The 21394-nt window shown below is 32.5% G+C and carries 18 protein-coding genes; 8 read left to right on the top strand and 10 right to left on the bottom strand.

Annotated features, from left to right (window positions below; translation table 11 throughout):
- Positions 1 to 93 precede the first annotated feature (93 nt).
- From map to JBL43_RS18020, 3 genes are all read left to right on the top strand, one after another.
- The gene (map, locus tag JBL43_RS18030) at positions 94 to 897 is read left to right on the top strand and encodes a type I methionyl aminopeptidase (protein ID WP_198842782.1); all 804 of its coding nucleotides are present in this window, start codon (positions 94 to 96) and stop codon (positions 895 to 897) included.
- Between the two features lie 79 nt (positions 898 to 976).
- Positions 977 to 1351 (top strand): GxxExxY protein, encoded by a 375-nt coding sequence (locus JBL43_RS18025; RefSeq protein WP_198842781.1) that lies wholly within the window; start codon positions 977 to 979, stop codon positions 1349 to 1351.
- 29 nt (positions 1352 to 1380) lie between these two features.
- Positions 1381 to 2148: a class I SAM-dependent methyltransferase gene (locus JBL43_RS18020; protein WP_317193468.1), complete on the top strand. Its 768-nt coding sequence runs from the start codon at positions 1381 to 1383 to the stop codon at positions 2146 to 2148.
- Positions 2149 to 2166: 18 nt separating this feature from the next.
- Here the strand turns inward: JBL43_RS18020 and JBL43_RS18015 are convergent, their stop codons facing one another.
- The 9 genes from JBL43_RS18015 to panB all read right to left on the bottom strand — a co-directional run bounded on the left by JBL43_RS18015 (position 2167) and on the right by panB (position 12233).
- Positions 2167 to 2919, bottom strand: coding sequence for a tetratricopeptide repeat protein (locus tag JBL43_RS18015; protein WP_198842780.1), 753 nt, complete (start codon positions 2917 to 2919; stop codon positions 2167 to 2169).
- A complete protein-coding gene (locus JBL43_RS18010; RefSeq protein WP_198842779.1) occupies positions 2920 to 4686 on the bottom strand; it encodes a BatD family protein in 1767 nt (588 codons plus the stop codon).
- 67 nt (positions 4687 to 4753) lie between these two features.
- The gene (locus JBL43_RS18005) at positions 4754 to 5578 is read right to left on the bottom strand and encodes a tetratricopeptide repeat protein (RefSeq protein ID WP_233098825.1); all 825 of its coding nucleotides are present in this window, start codon (positions 5576 to 5578) and stop codon (positions 4754 to 4756) included.
- Between the two features lies 1 nt (position 5579).
- Positions 5580 to 6620, bottom strand: coding sequence for a VWA domain-containing protein (locus JBL43_RS18000; RefSeq protein WP_198842777.1), 1041 nt, complete (start codon positions 6618 to 6620; stop codon positions 5580 to 5582).
- A gap of 37 nt (positions 6621 to 6657) precedes the next feature.
- Positions 6658 to 7662: a vWA domain-containing protein gene (locus JBL43_RS17995; RefSeq protein WP_138948057.1), complete on the bottom strand. Its 1005-nt coding sequence runs from the start codon at positions 7660 to 7662 to the stop codon at positions 6658 to 6660.
- The gene (locus tag JBL43_RS17990) at positions 7646 to 9148 is read right to left on the bottom strand and encodes a hypothetical protein (RefSeq protein WP_198842776.1); all 1503 of its coding nucleotides are present in this window, start codon (positions 9146 to 9148) and stop codon (positions 7646 to 7648) included. The genes JBL43_RS17995 and JBL43_RS17990 overlap by 17 nt, the downstream gene beginning before the upstream one ends.
- Positions 9149 to 9234: 86 nt before the next feature.
- Positions 9235 to 10104 carry a DUF58 domain-containing protein gene (locus tag JBL43_RS17985; RefSeq protein ID WP_117883989.1) on the bottom strand — a complete coding sequence of 290 codons (870 nt, stop codon included), beginning with the start codon at positions 10102 to 10104 and terminating at the stop codon, positions 9235 to 9237.
- Positions 10105 to 10207: 103 nt separating this feature from the next.
- Positions 10208 to 11212 carry an AAA family ATPase gene (locus tag JBL43_RS17980; protein ID WP_138948055.1) on the bottom strand — a complete coding sequence of 335 codons (1005 nt, stop codon included), beginning with the start codon at positions 11210 to 11212 and terminating at the stop codon, positions 10208 to 10210.
- 205 nt (positions 11213 to 11417) lie between these two features.
- Positions 11418 to 12233 (bottom strand): 3-methyl-2-oxobutanoate hydroxymethyltransferase, encoded by an 816-nt coding sequence (panB, locus tag JBL43_RS17975; protein WP_198842775.1) that lies wholly within the window; start codon positions 12231 to 12233, stop codon positions 11418 to 11420.
- Between the two features lie 433 nt (positions 12234 to 12666).
- Between panB and JBL43_RS17970 the strand changes: the two genes are divergently transcribed.
- From JBL43_RS17970 to JBL43_RS17950, 5 genes are all read left to right on the top strand, one after another.
- A complete protein-coding gene (locus tag JBL43_RS17970) occupies positions 12667 to 15045 on the top strand; it encodes a TonB-dependent receptor (RefSeq protein WP_198842774.1) in 2379 nt (792 codons plus the stop codon).
- A gap of 34 nt (positions 15046 to 15079) precedes the next feature.
- Positions 15080 to 16351, top strand: coding sequence for a DUF4374 domain-containing protein (locus tag JBL43_RS17965; RefSeq protein ID WP_198842773.1), 1272 nt, complete (start codon positions 15080 to 15082; stop codon positions 16349 to 16351).
- Positions 16352 to 16408: 57 nt separating this feature from the next.
- Positions 16409 to 17893, top strand: a complete 1485-nt coding sequence (locus tag JBL43_RS17960; RefSeq protein ID WP_198842772.1) for an ankyrin repeat domain-containing protein — start codon at positions 16409 to 16411, stop codon at positions 17891 to 17893.
- 80 nt (positions 17894 to 17973) lie between these two features.
- Positions 17974 to 18459, top strand: a complete 486-nt coding sequence (locus JBL43_RS17955; RefSeq protein WP_198842771.1) for a DUF2271 domain-containing protein — start codon at positions 17974 to 17976, stop codon at positions 18457 to 18459.
- Between the two features lie 180 nt (positions 18460 to 18639).
- Positions 18640 to 20844, top strand: a complete 2205-nt coding sequence (locus JBL43_RS17950) for a PepSY domain-containing protein (RefSeq protein ID WP_198842770.1) — start codon at positions 18640 to 18642, stop codon at positions 20842 to 20844.
- On the opposite strand, the gene JBL43_RS17945 is transcribed toward JBL43_RS17950, so the two are convergent.
- A complete protein-coding gene (locus tag JBL43_RS17945) occupies positions 20841 to 21350 on the bottom strand; it encodes a CvpA family protein (protein WP_198842769.1) in 510 nt (169 codons plus the stop codon). The two genes, JBL43_RS17950 and JBL43_RS17945, sit on opposite strands and share 4 nt — an antisense overlap.
- Positions 21351 to 21394: the final 44 nt, after the last annotated feature.

The following is a 21394-nucleotide window of genomic DNA, read 5'->3' as shown; positions in this document are numbered from 1 at the left end:
TTTTGAAAACAACTACAGCTTTTAAAAAAACGAGTACCTTCGATTTTTTTTCATTCTAATATTTAATTTACCTTTGTACTTTACACGTATATAATGATTAAAATAAAAACTAGAGAAGAAATTGAATTGATGCGAGAAAGTGCATTAATCGTTTCTAAAACACTAGGTATGTTAGCCAAAGAAGTTAAGCCAGGTGTTTCAACATTACAATTAGATAAACTAGCTGAAGAATTTATTAGAGACCATGGTGCTATACCTGGGTTTTTAGGCCTATATGATTTTCCAAACACGTTATGTATGAGTCCTAACGCACAAGTTGTTCACGGATTCCCCACAAAAGAACCTTTGAAGGAAGGTGATATTATCTCTATAGATTGCGGTGCCCTTAAAAATGAATTTTATGGTGATCATGCTTATACATTTGAAGTTGGTGAAGTAGATGAGGCCACCAGAAAACTTTTAAAGGTTACAAAAGAAAGTTTATACATTGGTATTCGCGAATTTAAAGCGGGTAATCGTGTTGGTGATGTTGGTTATGCCATACAAGAATATTGTGAAAATCATGGCTACGGTATCGTACGTGAACTTGTTGGTCATGGACTTGGTAAAAAAATGCATGAAGGTCCAGAAATGCCAAACTATGGCAAACGTGGTAGAGGAAAGAAATTTAAAGAAGGTATGACCGTTGCTATTGAGCCTATGGTTAATATGGGTACACATAAAATTAAACAGCTAAAAGATGGTTGGACCATTTTAACACAAGATGGTCAACCCTCAGCTCATTTTGAACATGATGTTGCTATCATTGACGGCAAACCTGAGCTTCTTTCTACTTTTAAATATGTTTACGAGGCTTTAGGAATTAATAGTAATGAAGAGGATGAATTTAGACACTAATTTCACTAATTATCTCGAAAAAACAAAAATTTAAAATCCCTTTCACAAAATTTAGCAAAACTAGTTTCCAAATAAAATTATGACCAAACTATTATTTAAAGAAGAATCTTATAAAATAATAGGTCTATGTATGGAAGTTCATAAGGAATTAGGTAAAGGGTTTAGTGAAATTATTTATGGTGATTCATTGGAAATAGAATTTAAGAAAAATAACATTAACTATTCTAGAGAAAAAAGATTTAAAATTGTTTATAAAGGTGTCACATTGCCTCATTACTATATTGCTGATTTTATTGTTGATGATAAGATTATCGTTGAAATTAAAGCAATTGAAAGTTTAACAGGTAGCCATCTAAAACAAACATTGAACTATTTAGCCGCTTCAAAAATTAATCTTGGATTATTAGTTAATTTTGGGGAAGATAGTTTAAACTATAAAAGAGTTATACTTTAATATTTAATTAGTGAAAATTAGTGAAATCTGTGTCTTTTTTTAAATACATACTAAATACAATTCCTCGTCCTTTTTTAATAAAAGCAAGTTATTGGGTTAGTCCCGTTTTTGCCATGTACTTAAAAGGGTCAAAATTCACTGACCCTATTGATGGTAAGCGTTTTAGAAAATTTCTACCTTATGGTTATGGTACACAACGTCCGAATGTATTATCACCAAGCACATTGTCTTTAGAGCGTCACAGATTACTTTGGTTATACTTACAAAATGAGACAGACTTTTTTGAGGATTCAAAACCTAAAAAAGTTTTACATATGGCACCAGAACAGTGCTTTTTAAAAAGATTTAGAAAATTAAAACATATTGAACTCATTACGGCTGACCTCTATTCGCCAATAGTAGACGTTAAAGCTGATATTTGCGACCTTCCCTTTGAAGATGATAGTTTTGACGTGATTTTCTGTAACCATGTCTTAGAACATATTATAGACGATACAAAGGCAATGCAAGAACTCTACAGAGTTTTAAAACCAGGAGGTATGGGAATCTTTCAAATTCCACAAGATTATTCAAGAACTACAACTTATGAAGATTTCACCATAACTTCACCCGAAGAACGTGCCAAACATTTTGGACAATATGATCATGTGCGTGTTTATGGAAGTGATTATTTTGACCGTTTAAGAGCTGTTGGTTTTAAGGTTAACGAAGTTAATTATTCGCAAAAATTATCTGAATCTGAAATGGATAAATACAGATTGATGAAAGGTGAAATTTTACCCGTATGCTCTAAATAGAAATGAAATATTAGAATTTTACAATTCCTTAATATCATCCGATAAGATCCAGCCAATTTTGCCGTCAGCAATTTTAATTTTTTTCCAGTTATCTAAACTTTCCAACACCTTTACTTTAGTACCTTCGTGTAGTTCAAAACTAACTTCACTAGATGCTGTGGGTGCAGTTTTGACTTCTGTTTGTTGGGCAAAAACTATGGCTTCCGTGTTGGCTTTTGCATGTTTGTAATTTTGGAAAGCAAAAGCAACTGTTAACAAGGCTAAAAAAGCACTTGCAAAGCTTGTTATAAAGTACAATCGTTTACTACCTGTACTATATGAAAAGTGATACAATAAAAATAACAAGGCAAATAAAAACGATAAGCCTATGGCTAACCAAGCCCATGTGTTATAAGTAAATCTCATTACAACCGATTGATTTAACTTTTGCAATAAAGTCTTTGGTAAAGGCTCTATATTATCAATAGCCATACGTTTTGCAAAAGATAAATTATAAGCAGCATCTGTATAATTTGGACTTTGTTGCAACACTTTTTCATAATAATAAATAGCAGGAGCAATTTTATTCATTTTATAATAGGTATTCGCCATATTATATAAGAAATCATCAGAATTAATATTATGTTTTTCTATCTGCTTATACACCTCTAAAGCCTCATTGTATTTTTCACTTTGATACAATTTATTTGCTTTTACGAAAAGACTATCTGCTTGGGTCGCAAAGACTCCAATTGATGATAATAACAATATGAATAAAATAATTTTCTTCATCTATAGTTGCTTATCTATTTTTACAATTACTTTTCTTGCTGCTTCATACTCTTGCTTCATCATTACGTTTGTCGTTGGCGTATAACGTGCATAATCACAACTATCAAACACGCTAATAAACTCACTTATAGTATCATTATCAACTTTACGCTCACTTAGTATTTCCTTAATTTTATCTTTACTAATGTCTGCTGTTTCAACTTGTAACTTTGCTTTTAAATAATTATGTAAGGCCTTTTCTAACGCTTCATAAAACTGCTCTTTATGACCTAATTGTTTTTTGGCTTGAGATAAGAATTTTTTGGCCAATTTATCTGCCTTACGTCTTTTATTACCTATAATATCACTATCTCTTTTTTGCTTTTTCATCCCAATAAATATTCCAAAAGGAATCGATAATAAGGGTAGAATCAATAATAAATAAAACAGATCTGATTTAAAAAAGTCTTCAGAATCTTCATGAGATACCATAGTGGCATTTGTACTTATAAATCGGATATCCTTGGCATTGGAAATTACATTTTTCTTTGTAGATGTAATAGCATTTTCATCTGCTCTTGTTTTTCCTTCTGGTGCATTAATAATTATTGCATCAGAAGTGATTGTCTTATACGTTTTATCTTTTAAACTGAAATAGGAAAACGTGGTTGAAGGTATTTTATATTTACCTCTAAACTGAGGTACCACCGTGTATTGATCATAAACACTTCCAGAAAATCCACTTATGGCAGTTCTTATATTTTCCTTATGCTCTGGCTCGTATTTCTCTAATCCAGTTGGGGTTTCAATTTTAGGCAATTCAACCATTTTTAAATTCCCTTTACCCGAGACTTGAACTTTTATTTGTGCTGCTTCATTTGCTTTAAGTTCACTTTTATTAGTCGTTACTGTAAAGTCATAATCACCTACCGCACCTGTAAAAACTACAGGCTTATTAGCTAATGGCAATGGTTTTACCTCTATAGTACGTGCACCCGTTGTTGCTGTAAAATTAACATTTCTTGTAATCATGTTTCCTAGTAAACTTCGTCTACCAATTGGAACCCCAGCTCCTACTTCCATTTCTAAAGGGCTAATCGTTAATTTACCCGATTTCTGAGGTATCAAAACGACTTTTCTTAAAACGGCATATCTATGTGTTTTTCCTTGAAATGTTCCTTCTTGTCCATTAGATTGTTTAACATCAATGTTCTGATTCCAAAAACCATTAAAAGACGGGGAACCCGTTTCTCTATAATTTCTAACATTAACTTTACTTACATCTACATAAATTTTATAAACTACTGAAATACTCTCACCAACATAGGGGTTTGAATTAGACACCTCGGCAATTAAATGTATGTTTTGTGAGGCGATATATTTGGGATCATTAGGATCTTTTGGTATCTCTACAGCATTAGTAACCGTAATTTTTACCGTATTACTTTTTATCGTTTTTCCATTTAATTCAATACTCGCAGATGGAATGGTAATAACACCTTTCCTTTTAGGCTGCAAAGTATAAGAATATGCCATTTCAAATGCTTTTTGCCCATTAAATTCAAAAAAGTTCGTGGCCTGCATTGGACCAGCAAGCTCCGTAAAATCTTTAAAATTAGGTGCTGTAAAATTATCTCCACCTTGCTTATTGATAGTAAACGTAATACGTAAACGCTCATTTACACCTAATCTGTTTTTACTAACAGTGGCTTTAAATGACGTTTCTTGAGCCCAAAGAGATGGTCCCAAAAAAAGTAGTATGGCTATTATGTGAATGTTTTTAAACATTAACTCTTTTCAATTATGGTATTCATTATATCTAACATAGATTACAGCAGTGACTTGTAAACACTTACTACCAATCTTTTTCTTGTTTCACTTTTTTCCCTTTAGCCTTTTTCGCATTTACCTTTTTCTGGGTTTTATTCTCTTCATTGTTCATGGCTTCTAACAATTGTTTTACTTGCTGAGGAGATAATTGGCTAGGGTTTGGTTTCGGCTGTTTTTGATCCTTGTCCTTATCGCCTTTATCATCTTTTTTATCTTTATTCTGATCTTTATTTTCGTCCTTGTTATCTCCCTTTTTATCCTTGTCTTTATCTTTGTCTTTATTTTTATCGTCCTTGTCTTTTTTATCCTTATCCTTATTATCCTTATCCTCGTTCTTGTCGTTCTCTTTTTTATCCTTATCCTTATTATCTTTATTATCTTCCTTTTGGTTTTGCTCCTTTTTCAACAATTTTTGTGCTAAGGCTAAATTGTAACGTGTTTCATCATCTTTAGAACTGTTTCTTAATGCATTTTTATAAGCTTCAATAGCTTCAGCATACTTTTTTTCCTTTAGCTTAACATTTCCCATGTTATGGAATGCTTCCGCTTTCGTTAATTTATCTTCAGATGTTTTTGAAACCAATTCGTACATTGGTAACGCCTCTTTGAACTTGTTTTGTTGATAGATAGCGTTACCTAAGTTGTAATTTGCCTTTTCATAATTAGGATTTTTCTTCAATGCCTTTCTATAATTAGCTTCCGCTTCAACATAGTTTTCTTGGTCATAAAAGTCATTCCCCGTTCGTACAATTTCCTTTTCATCGATCTCCACTTTCCGTTTTTGCTCTTTTTTTTGTGCAAAAATTAAAGTAGTATTGATAAGTAGAAATATGATTAAAAACTTCTTCATACTAATCTTTTTTTTCATTAAACAAATTCAATTTCTGAATCCATTTCGTCTTTTTATTGAACATTAAAGCATCGAATATCAAAAATAAAATTCCCAAGCCTATAAACCATTGAAATTGATCTTTAAAATCAGAAAATTGCTTTGTTTCAAATTCCTTTTTATCTGCTTTTAACAATAATTCATTAATATAATCTACCGTTTTAGTTGTGTTATCTCCATATAAATATTCACCATCACCATCGGTAGCAATTTTTTTCAAGGTCTGGTCATTCATTCGCGTTATAACCACTTCACCTGCTCTATCTTTTTTATACCCAACCAATGTTCCATTTCTCTTAATGGGTATAGGTCCACCATCTGCATTACCAACACCTATGGTAAAAATTTTAATACCTTCTTTGGTTGCCTCATCTGCTATGTAACTAACATTTTCATCATGGTCTTCTCCATCAGAAATTAAAAATAAATACCTATTAGTCTGCTCATCATCATCAAAATAACTTTTGCCTAATTTTAAGGCTTCGTTAATTGCTGTACCTTGTGATGATACCATATCTGGATCTGCGTTCTGTAAAAACATTTTTGCCGCAGCTTGGTCAGTAGTTATTGGTAGTAATGGATATGCATTACCTGCATATATGATTATACCTACTCTATCACTCCCTAACTTGTCAATAATTCTTGATATGATTTGCTTGGCCTTTTCTAATCTATTTGGTGCAACATCTTCAGCCAACATACTTTTAGAAACATCTAAAGCAAAAACCACATCAACACCTTCTCTTTTAATTGTTTTAAGCTTTGTTCCCATTTTAGGGTTTACCAATGCTATTATTAAAAAAGATAATGCTAAGGCTACCATTAACATTTTAAAGAAAGACTTGAACGGAGATATTTCAGGACTCAATTTTTCTAATAGCCCACTTTCAGCAAACGCTTTCTGTTTTTGTTTTTTCCATAAAGAAACTAACAAATACACCACGAAAAGCACAGCTACTGCCGCGAAATAATAAAAATATGTCTTTTCTTCTAATTGATACATTTATGCTCTGCTAACCTTCCCAAAGGGAAGTGATTTTTTAAATAAAACTTTTAAATATTGTATTTCTTAATAACATTTCAAATAAAATCAGAAAGCCAGCTAATAATACTAGTGGACGATATCTTTCTTGATAATTATAATATTTGAACTCTTCGACTTCTGTTTTTTCTAATTTATTGATTTCATCATAAATTGATGCCAATTTTTCATTATCAGTGGCTCTAAAATATTTACCCTCCGTTTCATTCGCAATGAATTTTAATAATGGTTCATCAATTTCAACGGGTTGCATCTTAAAAATTAAACGCCCATTAATGTCTCTAGCTACAGGAAATTCAGCTCTTCCGTTGGTCCCAATACCAATGGTATACACTTTAATTTCTAACTCTTTGGCCAACTCTGTTGCTGTTTTAGGATCAATAAATCCTGAATTATTTACACCATCCGTTAATAGAATTATAACCTTGCTTTTCGCTTTACTATCTTTTAATCGATTAACTGCAGAACCCAATCCCATGCCAATGGCCGTACCTCCATCTAAATCGCCCCATTTTAATCTACTTATGGTATTCATAACAATACGTTTATCACTGGTAATAGGAGTTTGTGTAAAACTTTCACCTGCATAAACTACAATACCAATACGATCATTCGGACGTTGACTAACAAAATCTTTAGCTACAACTTTTAATGCTTCCAATCGGTTTGGGCGTAAATCTCTCGCCAACATACTTGCCGAAATATCAATTGCCATAACAATGTCAATACCACTAGTTGTTTTCGTTTTTTTGCTTACCTCAACATTTCTAGGTCTGGTCATTGCTAATATTAAAGCCGATAAAGCCAACAATCGTAGCACATTTAATAGCGGTTTTAATTTTGCCAATACCGACGATCCTTCAAATCCTTTTGTGCTTGAAATGGTTAATGTTGCTTTGTCTTTCTTACGCACAACATAGTACCAAATGGCAATCAATGGTATTAGTAAAAATAGCCACAGAAATTCTGGATTTGTCAGTTCTAAGTTATTCCACAGCTTCATCTTCTTCTATCGATTTTTTAACTTTATCAATTATATTTTCAATACGCTTTTCATTTTCACTTCTAAAATAAGTGTTCTTTATATAGATACTCCCAAAGTATATAAATGGGAATAAAAATGATAAAATAATTAAGAACCTCGTGAACCTTTTTCTTAGTTTATAACTCTTATTAAAATTCTCATCGTTTTTAATAAAATCTATTTTATCTTTTATTTTTTGGCTATTTGTTGATTTGGTAACTACACCCTTCTTCTTTAAGAAAACCATACCACGATCTAAAAATCTACCTGTAAAAATTGTTTCAATGATAACCACCAATAACAATATTGGTGATGTCCAAATAATCCAAGCCAGAATTAATAAGCCATTTAGAAAAGGGATTTTACTAAATATTCTGCCGTACTCATTTATTATTTTCCAAAAATAACTCTGACGTCTTAAATGCAATTCTTTACCTACAGGAGATAATTTAACATCAACTCTCTGTAAACCATAATAAAAAATATGATAAACCCATCTGTACAACGTAATTGTTTCCGTTGCATCTCCCTTCGTAATGGAGCATTTTGGTTTATTAACAACTATTTCAGGTTTCGTAGTTTTTATGTCTTCAATTATTTTACTCGTGGTATTTCGATGCAATTCAATCTCATTTGACAAGGGTACATATTTGGCAAACTTCACTAAATCTGCATCTTTTAATAAGCTTTGCAATTTCTTAATGGTATCCCCTGGAATATTCAATGAACTTGAACTATTAAAATCCATAATGGTTTCCATCAATTCATTAGTTGTTGATTCTAATGCTGGTATTTTCAATTCACGTTCTATGTACAACCTGACAATTTCAGTCAACTCAACGTAATATTGTTTTATTTTATTTTTTTGCCACAACTGCTTATCATCTAATTCTTTCAATCGCTTTAAAGCAAGTTGATAAGGTGGTATTTTAGCTTCAAGCTCTTCTTCCGTTTGTTTCTTTCTAAAAACAACATATAGAATTAGTGCTAATAGAGCTAAACCACCTAAAACCCACCATAAATAACTTTTAAAATCATCAAAAGTATAGGGTTCATTTTGAACAGATTTAATCGGAAACATACTTTGTTTCAAGGTATCTACAGCAACCGTTGAAACATCTACAACAACAGAGTCCGTTAAATACTCTTGACTCCAAACCGTAATTTTTTGTTGCGGTATTGTATAGCTTCCACTATCAAAACTAGTCAGTAAATATTTTCTTACCAATCTGTTTTTTAGCGTATCTATATTTAAATCTTCTACTATTTCAATTTTACCAGCAGGATCCAATTTCAATTCAGGAAAGGTTACCCCTGTATCAATATTATCTACCGTAATTTGATAGTTTATTTGCTCACCAATTCTTATAATCGTAGTATCTACTTTTACAGATACCTCAGGTTCTGTTTGAGAATATGAGGATAAGCTAAACAGCACAACCAGCATCAGTATGGTTTTTTTCACAAACAATTGTTGTTGTGACAAAAACGCACTACTCGTCCCTTTAAATTTCGGGAATTTTGTGTTGAATATTTTATTAATCTTTTTCACTAAGCTCCTTTACGTTTAAAATATCCTAATAATTTTTTTACATAACTTTCATCAATCCGCGTATTAATAACCCCAGCACCACTTCTTTTAAAAGTATTTTCAAACTGATCTACCATTTTTAGGTAATTTGCCTTATAACTATTTCTTACTTTTTTGGAAGAAGTATTTACTAATACTGTTTTACCGCTTTCTGCATCAATCATTGGCACCATACCTAACGATGGTAATTCTTTTTCATACCTATCATAAAGTCTAATACCTGTTACGTCGTGTTTTCTAGCTACGATTTTTAACGCATTATCATAGTCATCATCAATAAAATCAGATAAGATGAAAACAATGGCTTTTTTCTTCATCACATTCGATAAATATCGTAAGGCCTGAGCGATATTTGTTTTTTTACTTTTTGGCTGAAACTCTATAAGTTCTCTTATTATTCTTAATACGTGTGTTTTTCCTTTTTTAGGAGGAATAAACAACTCTATATCATCAGAAAACAATAACAAGCCTACTTTATCATTATTTTGAATTGCCGAGAAGGCTAATGTTGCACTAATTTCGGTAATGGTTTCTCGCTTAAATTGTTCTGTTGTACCAAAATATTCAGATCCACTTACATCAACCATTAATACCATAGTCAACTCACGTTCTTCTTCAAAAACCTTAATAAAAGGTTCGTGATACCGTGCTGTCACATTCCAATCTATGGAACGAATATCGTCTCCAAATTGATATTGACGCACCTCAGAAAAAGTCATACCTCTCCCTTTAAAGGAGCTATGGTATTCTCCTGAAAATATATGATCAGACAACCTTTTTGTCTTAATCTCAATCTTTCGAACTTTTTTAAGTATTTCTTTTGTATCCACTTTTTCAGTCAACAGATGGCAGTCGCAGTTGGCAGTTTATATAGAACGTCAATTAAAAAATATAGGTACTATATACTGAACACTGAATAATGCCAACTAATTTTTAAGGTACTTCTACTTCGTTTACAATTTTGTTGATAATATCAACAGAGGTAATGTTTTCGGCTTCTGCTTCATAGGTAATTCCTACTCTATGGCGTAATACATCATGTACAACGGCTCTTACATCTTCAGGAATCACATAGCCTCTTCGTTTAATAAAGGCATAACATTTTGATGCCATAGCCAAATTAATACTACCCCTTGGAGAGGCTCCGAAACTAATTAATTGTTTTAAATCTGGTAATCTGTAGTCTTCAGGAGAACGGGTTGCAAAGACTATATCTAAAATATATTTTTCAATTTTCTCATCCATGTAAACCTCTTTAACCGCTTCACGAGCAGATAAAATTTCTTCAAGACTTACAACGGGATTTACTTTCTCATAACTACCTTTTAGACTATTACGCATAATCAATTGTTCTTCGGCCAGTTTAGGATAGTCAATAACTGTTTTTAGCATAAAACGGTCAACTTGAGCTTCTGGCAACGGATAGGTTCCTTCTTGCTCTATAGGATTTTGAGTCGCCATTACTAAAAATGGTTCTGGCAACTTAAACGTAGTTTCTCCAATGGTAACTTGATGTTCTTGCATGGCTTCTAATAAAGCTGACTGCACTTTGGCGGGAGCTCTATTAATCTCATCTGCTAATACAAAATTTGCGAAAATAGGACCTTTCTTAATAGCGAAGTCATTATCTTTCATGTTATAAATCATAGTACCAACAACATCTGCAGGTAATAAATCTGGGGTAAACTGAACTCTACTAAAAGAGCCTTTTACCGCCTTAGATAATGTATTAATGGCTAATGTTTTTGCCAAACCCGGCACACCTTCTAACAATATATGTCCATTCCCTAACAAACCTATAAGTAATCTTTCAACCATATGCTTTTGGCCAACAATTACTTTCTTCATTTCTAGCGTTAGCAAATCAACAAAAGCACTTTCTTTTTCAATTTTTTCGTTGATCGCTCTAATATCAACTGTTGGGTATTGTTCTTCCATACTTTAATTAAAATTAATACTTATTTTCTACACTAATTTTACCGATAGCAAACTTAGCGTTTAAGAGAAGGTTATGTTGTTAAAATTTGGTTAAAATAAGGGGGTTCAAAAGAAATTGGGAATTTTTTAAGGGGATTTCACCTCAAATGTTAAAGTTTTCTTCAAAACTGCTGTAAATATTACCCCTATATAAAAAAAACATGTATTAATACTGCTCATCATCATTTGGGAAATCACCGCTTTTTACATCAGTTATATATTTTTTAAAGGCACCATCCATTTCATTATATAAATCTAAATATCTTCGTAAAAATCGTGGACTAAATTCATGAGTCATACCAAGCATATCATGTGTGACAAGTACCTGACCGTCAACGTTTCCAGCACCAATACCAATTACAGGTATGGTAAGACTTCTAGCTACTTCTTCCGCTAATTTAGCAGGAACTTTTTCTAACACAACTGCAAAGCAACCTAAATCTTCTAATAGTAATGCATCTTTTTTTAACTTTTCAGCCTCTGTATCTTTTTTGGCTCTCACAGTATAAGATCCAAATTTATAAATGGATTGTGGTGTTAATCCTAAATGACCCATTACAGGGATACCTGCAGATAAAATTCTTTTTATGGATTCAGCAATTTCTTCTCCACCTTCCATTTTTATAGAATGTGCTCCAGATTCTTTCATTATTCTAATCGCACTATCTAAGGCATTTCTCGAATTACCTTGATAACTTCCAAAAGGTAAATCTACTACTACTAAACATCTTTCAATGGCTCTTATTACAGAAGAAGCATGATAAATCATTTGATCTAAAGTAATAGGCAATGTAGTTTCGTGACCTGCCATTACATTAGAGGCAGAATCTCCAACCAAAATAATATCTATACCTGCGTTATCGATAATTTTTGCCATGGTATAATCATAGGCCGTTAGCATAGCAATTTTACGATTGTTACGCTTCATTTCTACTAAAGATTTAGTAGTAACTCTTTTATATTCTTTTTTTGCTGTTGACATATTATTTAGCTAAAAGTCTTTTGACTACAGACCAAAGTCTATACCTCAAAAGACCGATTATATTTTTTCTGATTTCAAAAATAGTTAAAAACTATATAATGACTGGTCTTTTAGTTAAAGATTAAATTTCAAGGACATTTAGACGATCTATTTTTCATAATTCTTATACATACATTATGTTCTCATCGAATGATTTACTTTTTGATATGGTACTTATATACTTTTATTAGCACTGAACAAAACAGTATCACCAGGCTTTAACCCTTATGAAATATAGATTTTTTAAAAAATAGTGACCAATTAAAAAAAAATAAATTTTCTTATCTTTAATGAGTCTAAATAAGAAATATTTATATATTTGCATCTTATTTGTAATTAATCTAAATAAGAATTGAAGACGCTACCTCTATTATTTTTATCTTTTTGCTTTAGTATGAACAGCTTTTGTTATTCCACTGAGGATGACAACCTAATGGGCTTATCAGGTAAAGTGAGTTACAAAAATGGTTCCCCAGTAGAAATGGCATTGGTTTATATTAAAAAGCTAAATAAAAGCACTTACACTGACGAAAATGGAAACTTTATTTTTTCTGACGTACCTGCCGGCATCTACTCCGTATTTATCAAAACTTTTGAGACTAAAGGCATCACAATCAAAGTAGACCTTAGTGAAAAATCTGACCACTTATCGGTTGTTCTAAAAAATGATGAAGGAATTGCCCTAGACGATGTTATCGTCGTTAGCAAATCGAAGGGAAAACTTATCAAAGAAAAAGGGTATGCTATAGATGTGGTAAACACACAAGAAATGGCAGTTCAGAATTTGCAATCTACTGAACTTTTAAATCGCACGTCAGGAGTTAAAATTCGACAATCAGGTGGATTAGGTTCTCATACCCATTTTAACCTTAACGGACTTACTGGTAATTCTGTCAGAATTTTTATTGATGGAATTCCAATCCGAAATTATGGTGAGTCCTTTTCATTATCAAGTATTCCACCTGCCATGATTGAAAGGATTGAGACTTACAAGGGTGTTTTACCTGCAGAATTATCTGAAGATGCCTTAGGTGGAGGTATTAATATCGTACTTAAAAAAAGTATTGGTACTCATTTAAGTGCTTCTTATTCATTTGGCTCTTTTAACACGCATCAAGTTAATGTAGATGCAGGATATAGAAACCCTGAAACCAATTTCAATGTTGACGTTTCTACATTTTACAACAGTACAGATAATAATTATGAAGTTTGGGGTGATAATGTATATGTTATTGATCCCAACACTGGAAAAGTAGACTATGTAAGAGCAGAACGTTTCCATGATGATTATAAATCTAAAGGTCTAAAAGCCAATATTGGCTATACCTCAAAAAGTTGGGCCGATGAAATCACACTTGGCTTAATGATTTCTGATATGGATAATGACATACAGACTGGACCAACTATGGATATTGTTTATGGAAATAGACGAAGCAAACTCGACAGTAAAATGGCTTCTCTAAAATATAGTAAAAACGACATCCTATTAAAAGGTTTGTCTGCAAATACATTCACCTCATTTTCGCACACAAATAGAAAGGTTATAGATACCATGTCTGTTATGTACAATTGGCTAGGTGACATAATTAGGGATGATGAAGGTAATCCTATCAATTGGCAAAGTAATGGTGGAGAAGCTGGAGATGCAACTTTAGAGAATAATAAGGAAGTAAATATTGCTAATAGAACAAATATTTCTTACCAAATACATCCACATCATAAAATTGGAGTACATTACTTTTTCAACCGATTTACGAGAGATGTTAATGACCCTTTACGACCACAGTCAATCCAAGACTTATCAGATACCCGCTATCTTACGAAACAAATAGCTAGTGTTACTTATGAAAGTGATTTTCTAGATGAAAAACTAAAAGCAAATCTTTTTTATAAATATTATAAACAACATGTTAAACTTTTAGACCGTATTAGAGAAGACAATGAGATTAAATCATTGATAAATAAAAATGATATTGACTTTAACGGTTATGGAATTGCTCTATCTTATGCTGTTTCACCAAAAATAACGTTGTTAACCTCTGCAGAAAAAGCAGTCCGTATGCCGGGTGACTCAGAACTTTTAGGTAATACAAGTGGAGGAATTGAACCAACTTATGACTTACTACCAGAAAACAGTAATAACTTTAACCTGGGCTTTCTTTTAGGTACTTACACCCTAAACAAACATAGTTTTAACTTAGAAGCGAACTATTTTATTAGAGATATTAGAGATCTAATTATTAGGGGAATAAGCAATAGCATATCGGATACCTACGGATATGAAAATCTTGGAAAAGTTAAGAGTTCAGGTTTTGATGTAGAATTAAAATACAATTACGATAATCGTCTTTTTATAGCGACTAACTTTTCCAACTTTAATGCCCGTTACAATTTAAGATATGATGAAAATGGATCAGAATACGGCCATTATGGGGATCGGTTGCGAAATACACCTTACCTCACTTCAAATACTTATATAGAATACAAGTTCAATAAATTATTTAAAGAGAACTCTAAATTTTCGGTCAATTATAATTTCGGATATACGCATGAATTTTTCAGAAACTGGGAGAGTTATGCCAGTACAGGAAAAGCCTACATTCCAACACAAGCGATACATGACTTTGGAGCTTCTTATACAGCACCAAATAATAAAATCACCCTAAGTTTTAATGCTAAAAATATTACAGACGAACAAGTTTTTGACAACTGGGCAATGCAAAAACCTGGTCGGTCTTTCTACATTAAACTAACCTATAGACCCATATTTTAAATCATATAAATCAATATAAATTATTTCTATTATTATGAAAACAAATTTAATATCAATAAGCAAATCATTGCTATTATCAGCAACCTTAATAGGTGCACTATTTACAAGCTGCGACTCCAATGACGATCCAGAAGAACCCATTCTGGTAGGTAATCAGGAATTTTACAATGTAGCTTTTGGAGTAAGTTCAGAAGGAAATTCTGGTACTTATGCACAAGCCTTCACAGACATATCAAATGGAAGCATTTCATTTGACGGAGAAGGTTTTGAGGTTCCTTCTGTTCGTACAGCAAGAATTTACGGATCACCATCTGGAAAATACTTATATAACCTAAGTTATGGAGGTGGATTTTTATACAAATATGAAATCAAAGGAGGTTCAAATTATGTACAACTAGAAGAAACCAATGTACAAATTGCAATGGGTACGGCGTATCCAAGATGGAAAGTACTTAATGCTGATGATGCTCTTGTACATACCATAAACACGGAGCACATTTATGTAGATGATATCTATACGCGTACTGATGCAACTGCAGTTTTACAACGTATTGAATTAGCTGATTTATCATTGGCTGAAAAGTCAGAAGTTGTTATTCCTCATACGGAAGATGGCTTACATATTTGGAGAATAGACAATCCTACTATCCAAGGTGGAAAGGCATACTACGGTGTTGCCAAGAGAGGTTATGACCCAAATACTCATGAAAACATTAACACAACTGATTATAAAGCCACAACATTAGTGGTTGATTATCCATCTTTAGAAAATCCTACTTTATTAGAATCTGAGGTAGCTCAAGGCTCTACATATGGCTACCGTGCCCCTGTTTACCATACTGATGAATTGGGAGATATTTATCATTTAACAGCAGAGCCTGCTAAATTAATTAAAATAAAAAATGGAGCTTATGACAACGCTTATGAATTAGATTTATCAACTGCATTGGGTATGACTAACGTTGGTGCTAATGGCTGGTACTATGTAGGTAACGGAATAGGGTATGCTCCATATTACGATGCCACAATAGGAAGTGGAAGTGACGATACTACGCCTTGGGGTGTTGCCAGAGTAGATCTATACAACAAAACTGCCGTGAAGCTGAACCTACCTAATAATTTATGGATGTGGTATTACCAATCTGGTGTTTTAGGAAAAGATGGTAATTTCTATATGGCTATTGCTCCTCTTGGAGAATCAGGTAACATCTATATGTTCGATCCACAAAGCACATCACCAGATGGCTTTACAATAGGAGCCGAACTTGATAATGGTGCAGACTCATTTTACCTTGGAGTGTATTAATTTCTCATATCTTTACTGCCCGATTTCATTATCGGGCAGTATATTTAATCTTAACTTATGAAAAAATATTTTACAATAATATTATTAGTTATTGCCAGTACAATTACAGCACAGCAAACTAATATTTTCTGGAGTCGCGACTTCTGGAAACCAACGACCACAATTGCTGATGTAGTACAACAAGTAAAAGCAGGTAATGATGCCACAGCATTAAGCTCAAGCAACTTTGACGCTACTGTAAATGCCATTTTAGCCAACGCATCTGATGATGTTATTAAACATCTATTAAGCTATGATGGTAACGATGTTAACAAGATTACACATGACGGTCGTACGTATTTGTTTTGGGCAGGTTTAAAAGGGAATTTACCTGTAATGAAACACCTTATCAGCAATGGAGCAAAAACGGACATACTTGATGATAAAGGGAGTACGGTTTTACTTTTTGCAGCTGGAGGTGGACAAACCAATCCTGAACTTTACAACTTGCTTTTAGCTAACGGTGCCACCATAAATGAAACCAATCCAAAAGGTGCAAACGCATTACATCAGTTGATTGGTAGAGCCAAAAACTTAAACGAGTTAGACTATTTTATCAAAAAGGGTTTAAAATTATCTGCTACAGACAAGTCTGGTTTAAACACCATAGATTATGCTGCACGATCTGGGAATAAAGAAATAATTGAATTACTAATTAAGAAAGGAATCTCTTATAAAGATACCAACTCAGATGGTGGTAATGCTTTTTTAGAAGCAGCTACGGTAGGTCGTGGTGGTGGCAATAGCCTAGCATTCTTTAAGTATTTAGAAGGTTTAGGTATTAGCCCAAACATCACAAATAAAAAAGGAGTTAACCCAATTCATAAATTAGCATCTGGTAATAAAGATAAGGCCATATTCGATTATTTTATAGAAAAAGGTGTTGATCCAACCAAAGCAGATAGCGAAGGTAATACCGCTTTAATAAATGCCGCTGGCAGAAATAATTTAGAGATTATTACCTATTTTGTTGATAAAAATGTAGCTATAAATGCTAAAAACAAAGTAGGAAAATCAGCATTAACCAATGCTGTTGCTGCTAACTCACCCGATGTAGTTTCCTTTTTAATTAATAAAGGTGCGGATATCAATAGTTTGGATAAAGATAATAACAATCTTGCTTACTACCTTGTTGATTCTTACTCTAAAAGAAATATAAAACAATTTAATGAAAAGTGGGATTTACTAACCAAAAAAGGATTGGAAATGTTACACATCCAAAAGGAAAACAACAACCTTATGCATTTGGCGGTAACCAAAAACGATACTGATTTATTAGATAAAATTGCTAACATAAAAGTTGATATTAACGCTAAAAACAGCAACGGACTAACGCCATTGCACATTGCTGCAATGACAACCGATAATGCAAAAATTATCAAACATTTAATTTCCTTAGGAGCAAAATCAAGTGTTTTAACAGACTTTGAAGAGTCAGCCTATGATTTAGCATTAGAGAATGAATTTTTAAACAAGAATACTATCGAATTTTTAAAATTATAAATTGTGAATAATCTCGGAGCTACTTTGAGATCCATTGAAAAACCAAGCTTGCCATCGTGGCAGGCAATAAATATAAACACATGAAATTTAAACTATTTATTTTAAGCATCGTAACGGTACTAACTCTTGCTGCTTTTAGTCCAGTAGCCAAAAGCACCTCTTACAAATGCATGATTCAGCTTATTAATTACGATGGTGAAGGAGCTTATATTGCCGTTTCTTTATTAGATGCTCAAGGCAATTACGTAGAGACTTTAAATGTAATTGGCGATGATAATGAGTGGTATCACGATTTAACAAATTGGTGGAACTATTTTGAAAATACAACCAATACTATCGATGCAATTACTGGAGCCACAATTAGCGGTGGAGAACGTACCATTAAAGTCATTAAAATAGATGACGACTTATTAAACAAAGGATATAAAATTCGTTTTGAAACTGCTGTTGAAGATCAAAAATATGTTGCAGATGACGTAACTTTTGAATTGACCTCAGAAAGTGTAAAAAGTAAAGTAGATGGTACTGGCTACATCCGTTATATAAGAATGCTTCCGCAGAAATAAAATGGATTTCATATATCATATTTTGTAAATAGATTAAAATCACAAAAGGCAAATTGCAAATATGTTCCAATCTCGAAGTTTCGGGAGAAAAAACAACAATTAAAATAGTAATTCTTTAAATTTTTGACTTTTGATTATTATTGGTTGAAATTTTAAAACAGTGGACTTTAAAATTAATTTATGACAATTTCAGTTTGGAGGTACAGTCATCTTGTTTTGGCTGTATCTTCTTCTATTTTTATCTTACTAGCTTCCATAACTGGAATTATATTAGCATTTGAGCCTATTACAAATCGTGTACAACCTTACACAACTAATAATTTAAACGAGATTACCGTTGCTGAAATAGCGACTACACTTCGTGAAAATTATACTGAAATTATCTCTGTAGAAATTGATAAAAATGATTGGGTTACTGCATCAATAATAGATAAAGAAGGCAATAACGAAATCTTCTATATTAATCCTAAAACTGGAGAAAATTTAGGAAAACCTACCGAAACAAATTCCATATTTCAATTTGCAACCAACCTACATCGTTCGTTATTTCTAAAAAGCATTGGGCGTTTTTTTATTGGACTGAGCTCATTATTACTTTTTTTAATTAGTATAACAGGAATTTTTCTAATCTTAAAAAAGCAAGGAGGCTTTCGTGGCTTTTTTAGACCCATTGTAAAAGAAAAATTCAATCCGTATTATCATACGCTATTTGGAAGATGGTTGTTAATTCCCATACTGATTATCACCATAAGTGGTGTTTATCTTTCATTAGAGCAGTTTGCCATTATTCCAAAAGCTAAAATAGTTCATCAAGAAGATACCCTTTTTGCCGAAGAACCGGTATTACAATTATCAGATTTCGATATTTTCAATAATACAAGGTTATCTGAAGTCAGAAAAATAGAATTCCCTTTCGCTGAATTTTCAGACAGTTATTTTTTATTACAATTAAAGGATAAAGAAGTATTAGTAAATCAATTTAACGGTGACATTGTTAGCGAGGTTAATTATCCGTTTACAGCAATTATTTCTTATTACAGTCTTATTTTCCACACAGGGCAAGCCAGTATTATTTGGAGTATTATCTTATTGTTAGCCTGTGTTGGAATATTATTTTTTATGTATTCAGGATTTACCATTGCCTTGCAACGCAGAAAGTCGCGAATTAAAAATCGCTTTAAAAAAGATGCTTGTGAATATGTGATTCTTATCGGTTCAGAAAATGGTAATACATTCTATTTTGCCAATGCTCTACATTCAGAATTAATAAGGCTTGGTAAAAAATCGTTCTTAGCAGAACTAAACAGTTATAGTAGCTATAAAAACATGCGACATCTAATTGTGATGACAGCAACATATGGTAAAGGAGAAGCCCCAACGAATGCAAAGAAATTCCAATCACTATTAGAAACTCATCAACAAGGAAAACCCTTTGATTATTCTGTTGTGGGATTTGGTTCATTAGCTTATCCTGACTTTTGTAAATATGCATATGATGTTGATGAAATGTTACAACAACATCCTAATAACAATCGATTGGATAATGTTTTTACTATTAATAATCAGTCTTTAGCATCTTTTAACCAATGGTTACTGCAATGGAAAGAAAAAGAAAATTTAGATATAAGATTACCTGAAGCTATCCTCTCAAAAAAGAAACGAAAAACCTACACATTTGAAGTCATAAAAAACACAAAAGCAAATGAACAATCTGATAACACTTTTTTAATTCGTCTAAAGGTTTCCTTAGGTAAAGTAAGGTTCAAATCTGGTGATTTATTATCAATAACTAGTGATAAAGATGATAGAGAACGTCTTTATTCTATTGGAAAATCAGATAGAAACACCATTTCAATTAGCGTAAAATTGCATGACGATGGTTATGTTTCTAATACGCTTAATAATCTGAACATTGGTGACAAAATAGAATGTAGTATTCTAAAAAATAAAGGCTTCCATTTTCCTAAAAAAGCAAAAAATGTAGTGTTAATTGCTACAGGAACTGGTATTGGCCCCTATTTAGGCATGATGCATGAAAACAACAAAAATGCTGTATTACAACTCTATTGGGGTGGCCGCACAAACGCTTCATTTGAATTGTATAAAAAAGAAGTGGTAACCTACCTTAACAATGGAAACTTACAATCTTTACATTTGGCTCTGTCGCAAGAAAAAGATCAAAAGGTTTATGTCCAACATTTGCTAAAAAAGGACAGTGAACAGATTGCAGAAATTCTTAAAAACAAAGGTGTCATTATGATTTGCGGTTCTGTTGTAATGCAAAAAGACGTTATACAAACCTTAGATACGATTTGTCAACAACATTTAAACAAACCTTTAAGCTATTATCAAAACAAAGGAGCGGTTTTGATGGATTGTTATTAAACGTCATCTTTATTAACCTCATCATTCTCTTGAACTATATTCGGAAAAATTAAGGGTACAAAACCTCTAACGGGTTCGTACAATTCTGATTCCTCTATTTGCTCCTCTGTAAGAAAAGGTATTGTTCTATTTAATTTACTAAATACTACTAAAACTACGCTTAAAATCAATCCAATCTTAGCAACGCCAAATACACCGCCCATAAATTTATTAAAGAGGCCTAATGCTGCAACATCTGCAATTTTAGTCAATAGTTTACCGGCCAAAGAAATTGCAATAATAATCACTAGAAAAGTGACAGCAAATGAGGCAATTTGAATCTGTTTATCATTCCATTCCACACTTCTTTCTATATAATTAGAGGCAAAATGTGAAAAATGAATAGCTCCATAGAGTCCTAACGCCAAAGCTGCTAATCCGGCAACTTCTACAAAAAAACCTTTCATAAATCCACGGACCAATCCGAAAAGTAATAAGGCTGCTAATATTATATCTAAGGTATTCATAGGTTAGGTTTAATGCTCAAAAGTAGCGGTTTGAGATTTAATAG

It is taken from the genome of Aureibaculum flavum, assembly GCF_016406085.1.
In the GTDB taxonomy this organism is placed as follows: Bacteria; Bacteroidota; Bacteroidia; order Flavobacteriales; family Flavobacteriaceae; genus Aureibaculum; species Aureibaculum flavum.
The sequence above is the reverse complement of the archived record's forward strand: the minus strand, read 5'-3'. Positions and strand labels throughout refer to the sequence as shown.

Coding starts and splice junctions, on each gene's coding strand:
- map (WP_198842782.1), top strand. CDS start 94: ATGATTAAAATAAAAACTAGAGAAGAAATTGAATTGATGCGAGAAAGT.
- JBL43_RS18025 (WP_198842781.1), top strand. CDS start 977: ATGACCAAACTATTATTTAAAGAAGAATCTTATAAAATAATAGGTCTA.
- JBL43_RS18015 (WP_198842780.1), bottom strand. CDS start 2,919: ATGAAGAAAATTATTTTATTCATATTGTTATTATCATCAATTGGAGTC.
- JBL43_RS18010 (WP_198842779.1), bottom strand. CDS start 4,686: ATGTTTAAAAACATTCACATAATAGCCATACTACTTTTTTTGGGACCA.
- JBL43_RS18005 (WP_233098825.1), bottom strand. CDS start 5,578: ATGAAGAAGTTTTTAATCATATTTCTACTTATCAATACTACTTTAATT.
- JBL43_RS18000 (WP_198842777.1), bottom strand. CDS start 6,620: ATGTATCAATTAGAAGAAAAGACATATTTTTATTATTTCGCGGCAGTA.
- JBL43_RS17995 (WP_138948057.1), bottom strand. CDS start 7,662: ATGAAGCTGTGGAATAACTTAGAACTGACAAATCCAGAATTTCTGTGG.
- JBL43_RS17980 (WP_138948055.1), bottom strand. CDS start 11,212: ATGGAAGAACAATACCCAACAGTTGATATTAGAGCGATCAACGAAAAA.
- panB (WP_198842775.1), bottom strand. CDS start 12,233: ATGTCAACAGCAAAAAAAGAATATAAAAGAGTTACTACTAAATCTTTA.
- JBL43_RS17970 (WP_198842774.1), top strand. CDS start 12,667: ATGAACAGCTTTTGTTATTCCACTGAGGATGACAACCTAATGGGCTTA.
- JBL43_RS17965 (WP_198842773.1), top strand. CDS start 15,080: ATGAAAACAAATTTAATATCAATAAGCAAATCATTGCTATTATCAGCA.
- JBL43_RS17960 (WP_198842772.1), top strand. CDS start 16,409: ATGAAAAAATATTTTACAATAATATTATTAGTTATTGCCAGTACAATT.
- JBL43_RS17955 (WP_198842771.1), top strand. CDS start 17,974: ATGAAATTTAAACTATTTATTTTAAGCATCGTAACGGTACTAACTCTT.
- JBL43_RS17950 (WP_198842770.1), top strand. CDS start 18,640: ATGACAATTTCAGTTTGGAGGTACAGTCATCTTGTTTTGGCTGTATCT.
- JBL43_RS17945 (WP_198842769.1), bottom strand. CDS start 21,350: ATGAATACCTTAGATATAATATTAGCAGCCTTATTACTTTTCGGATTG.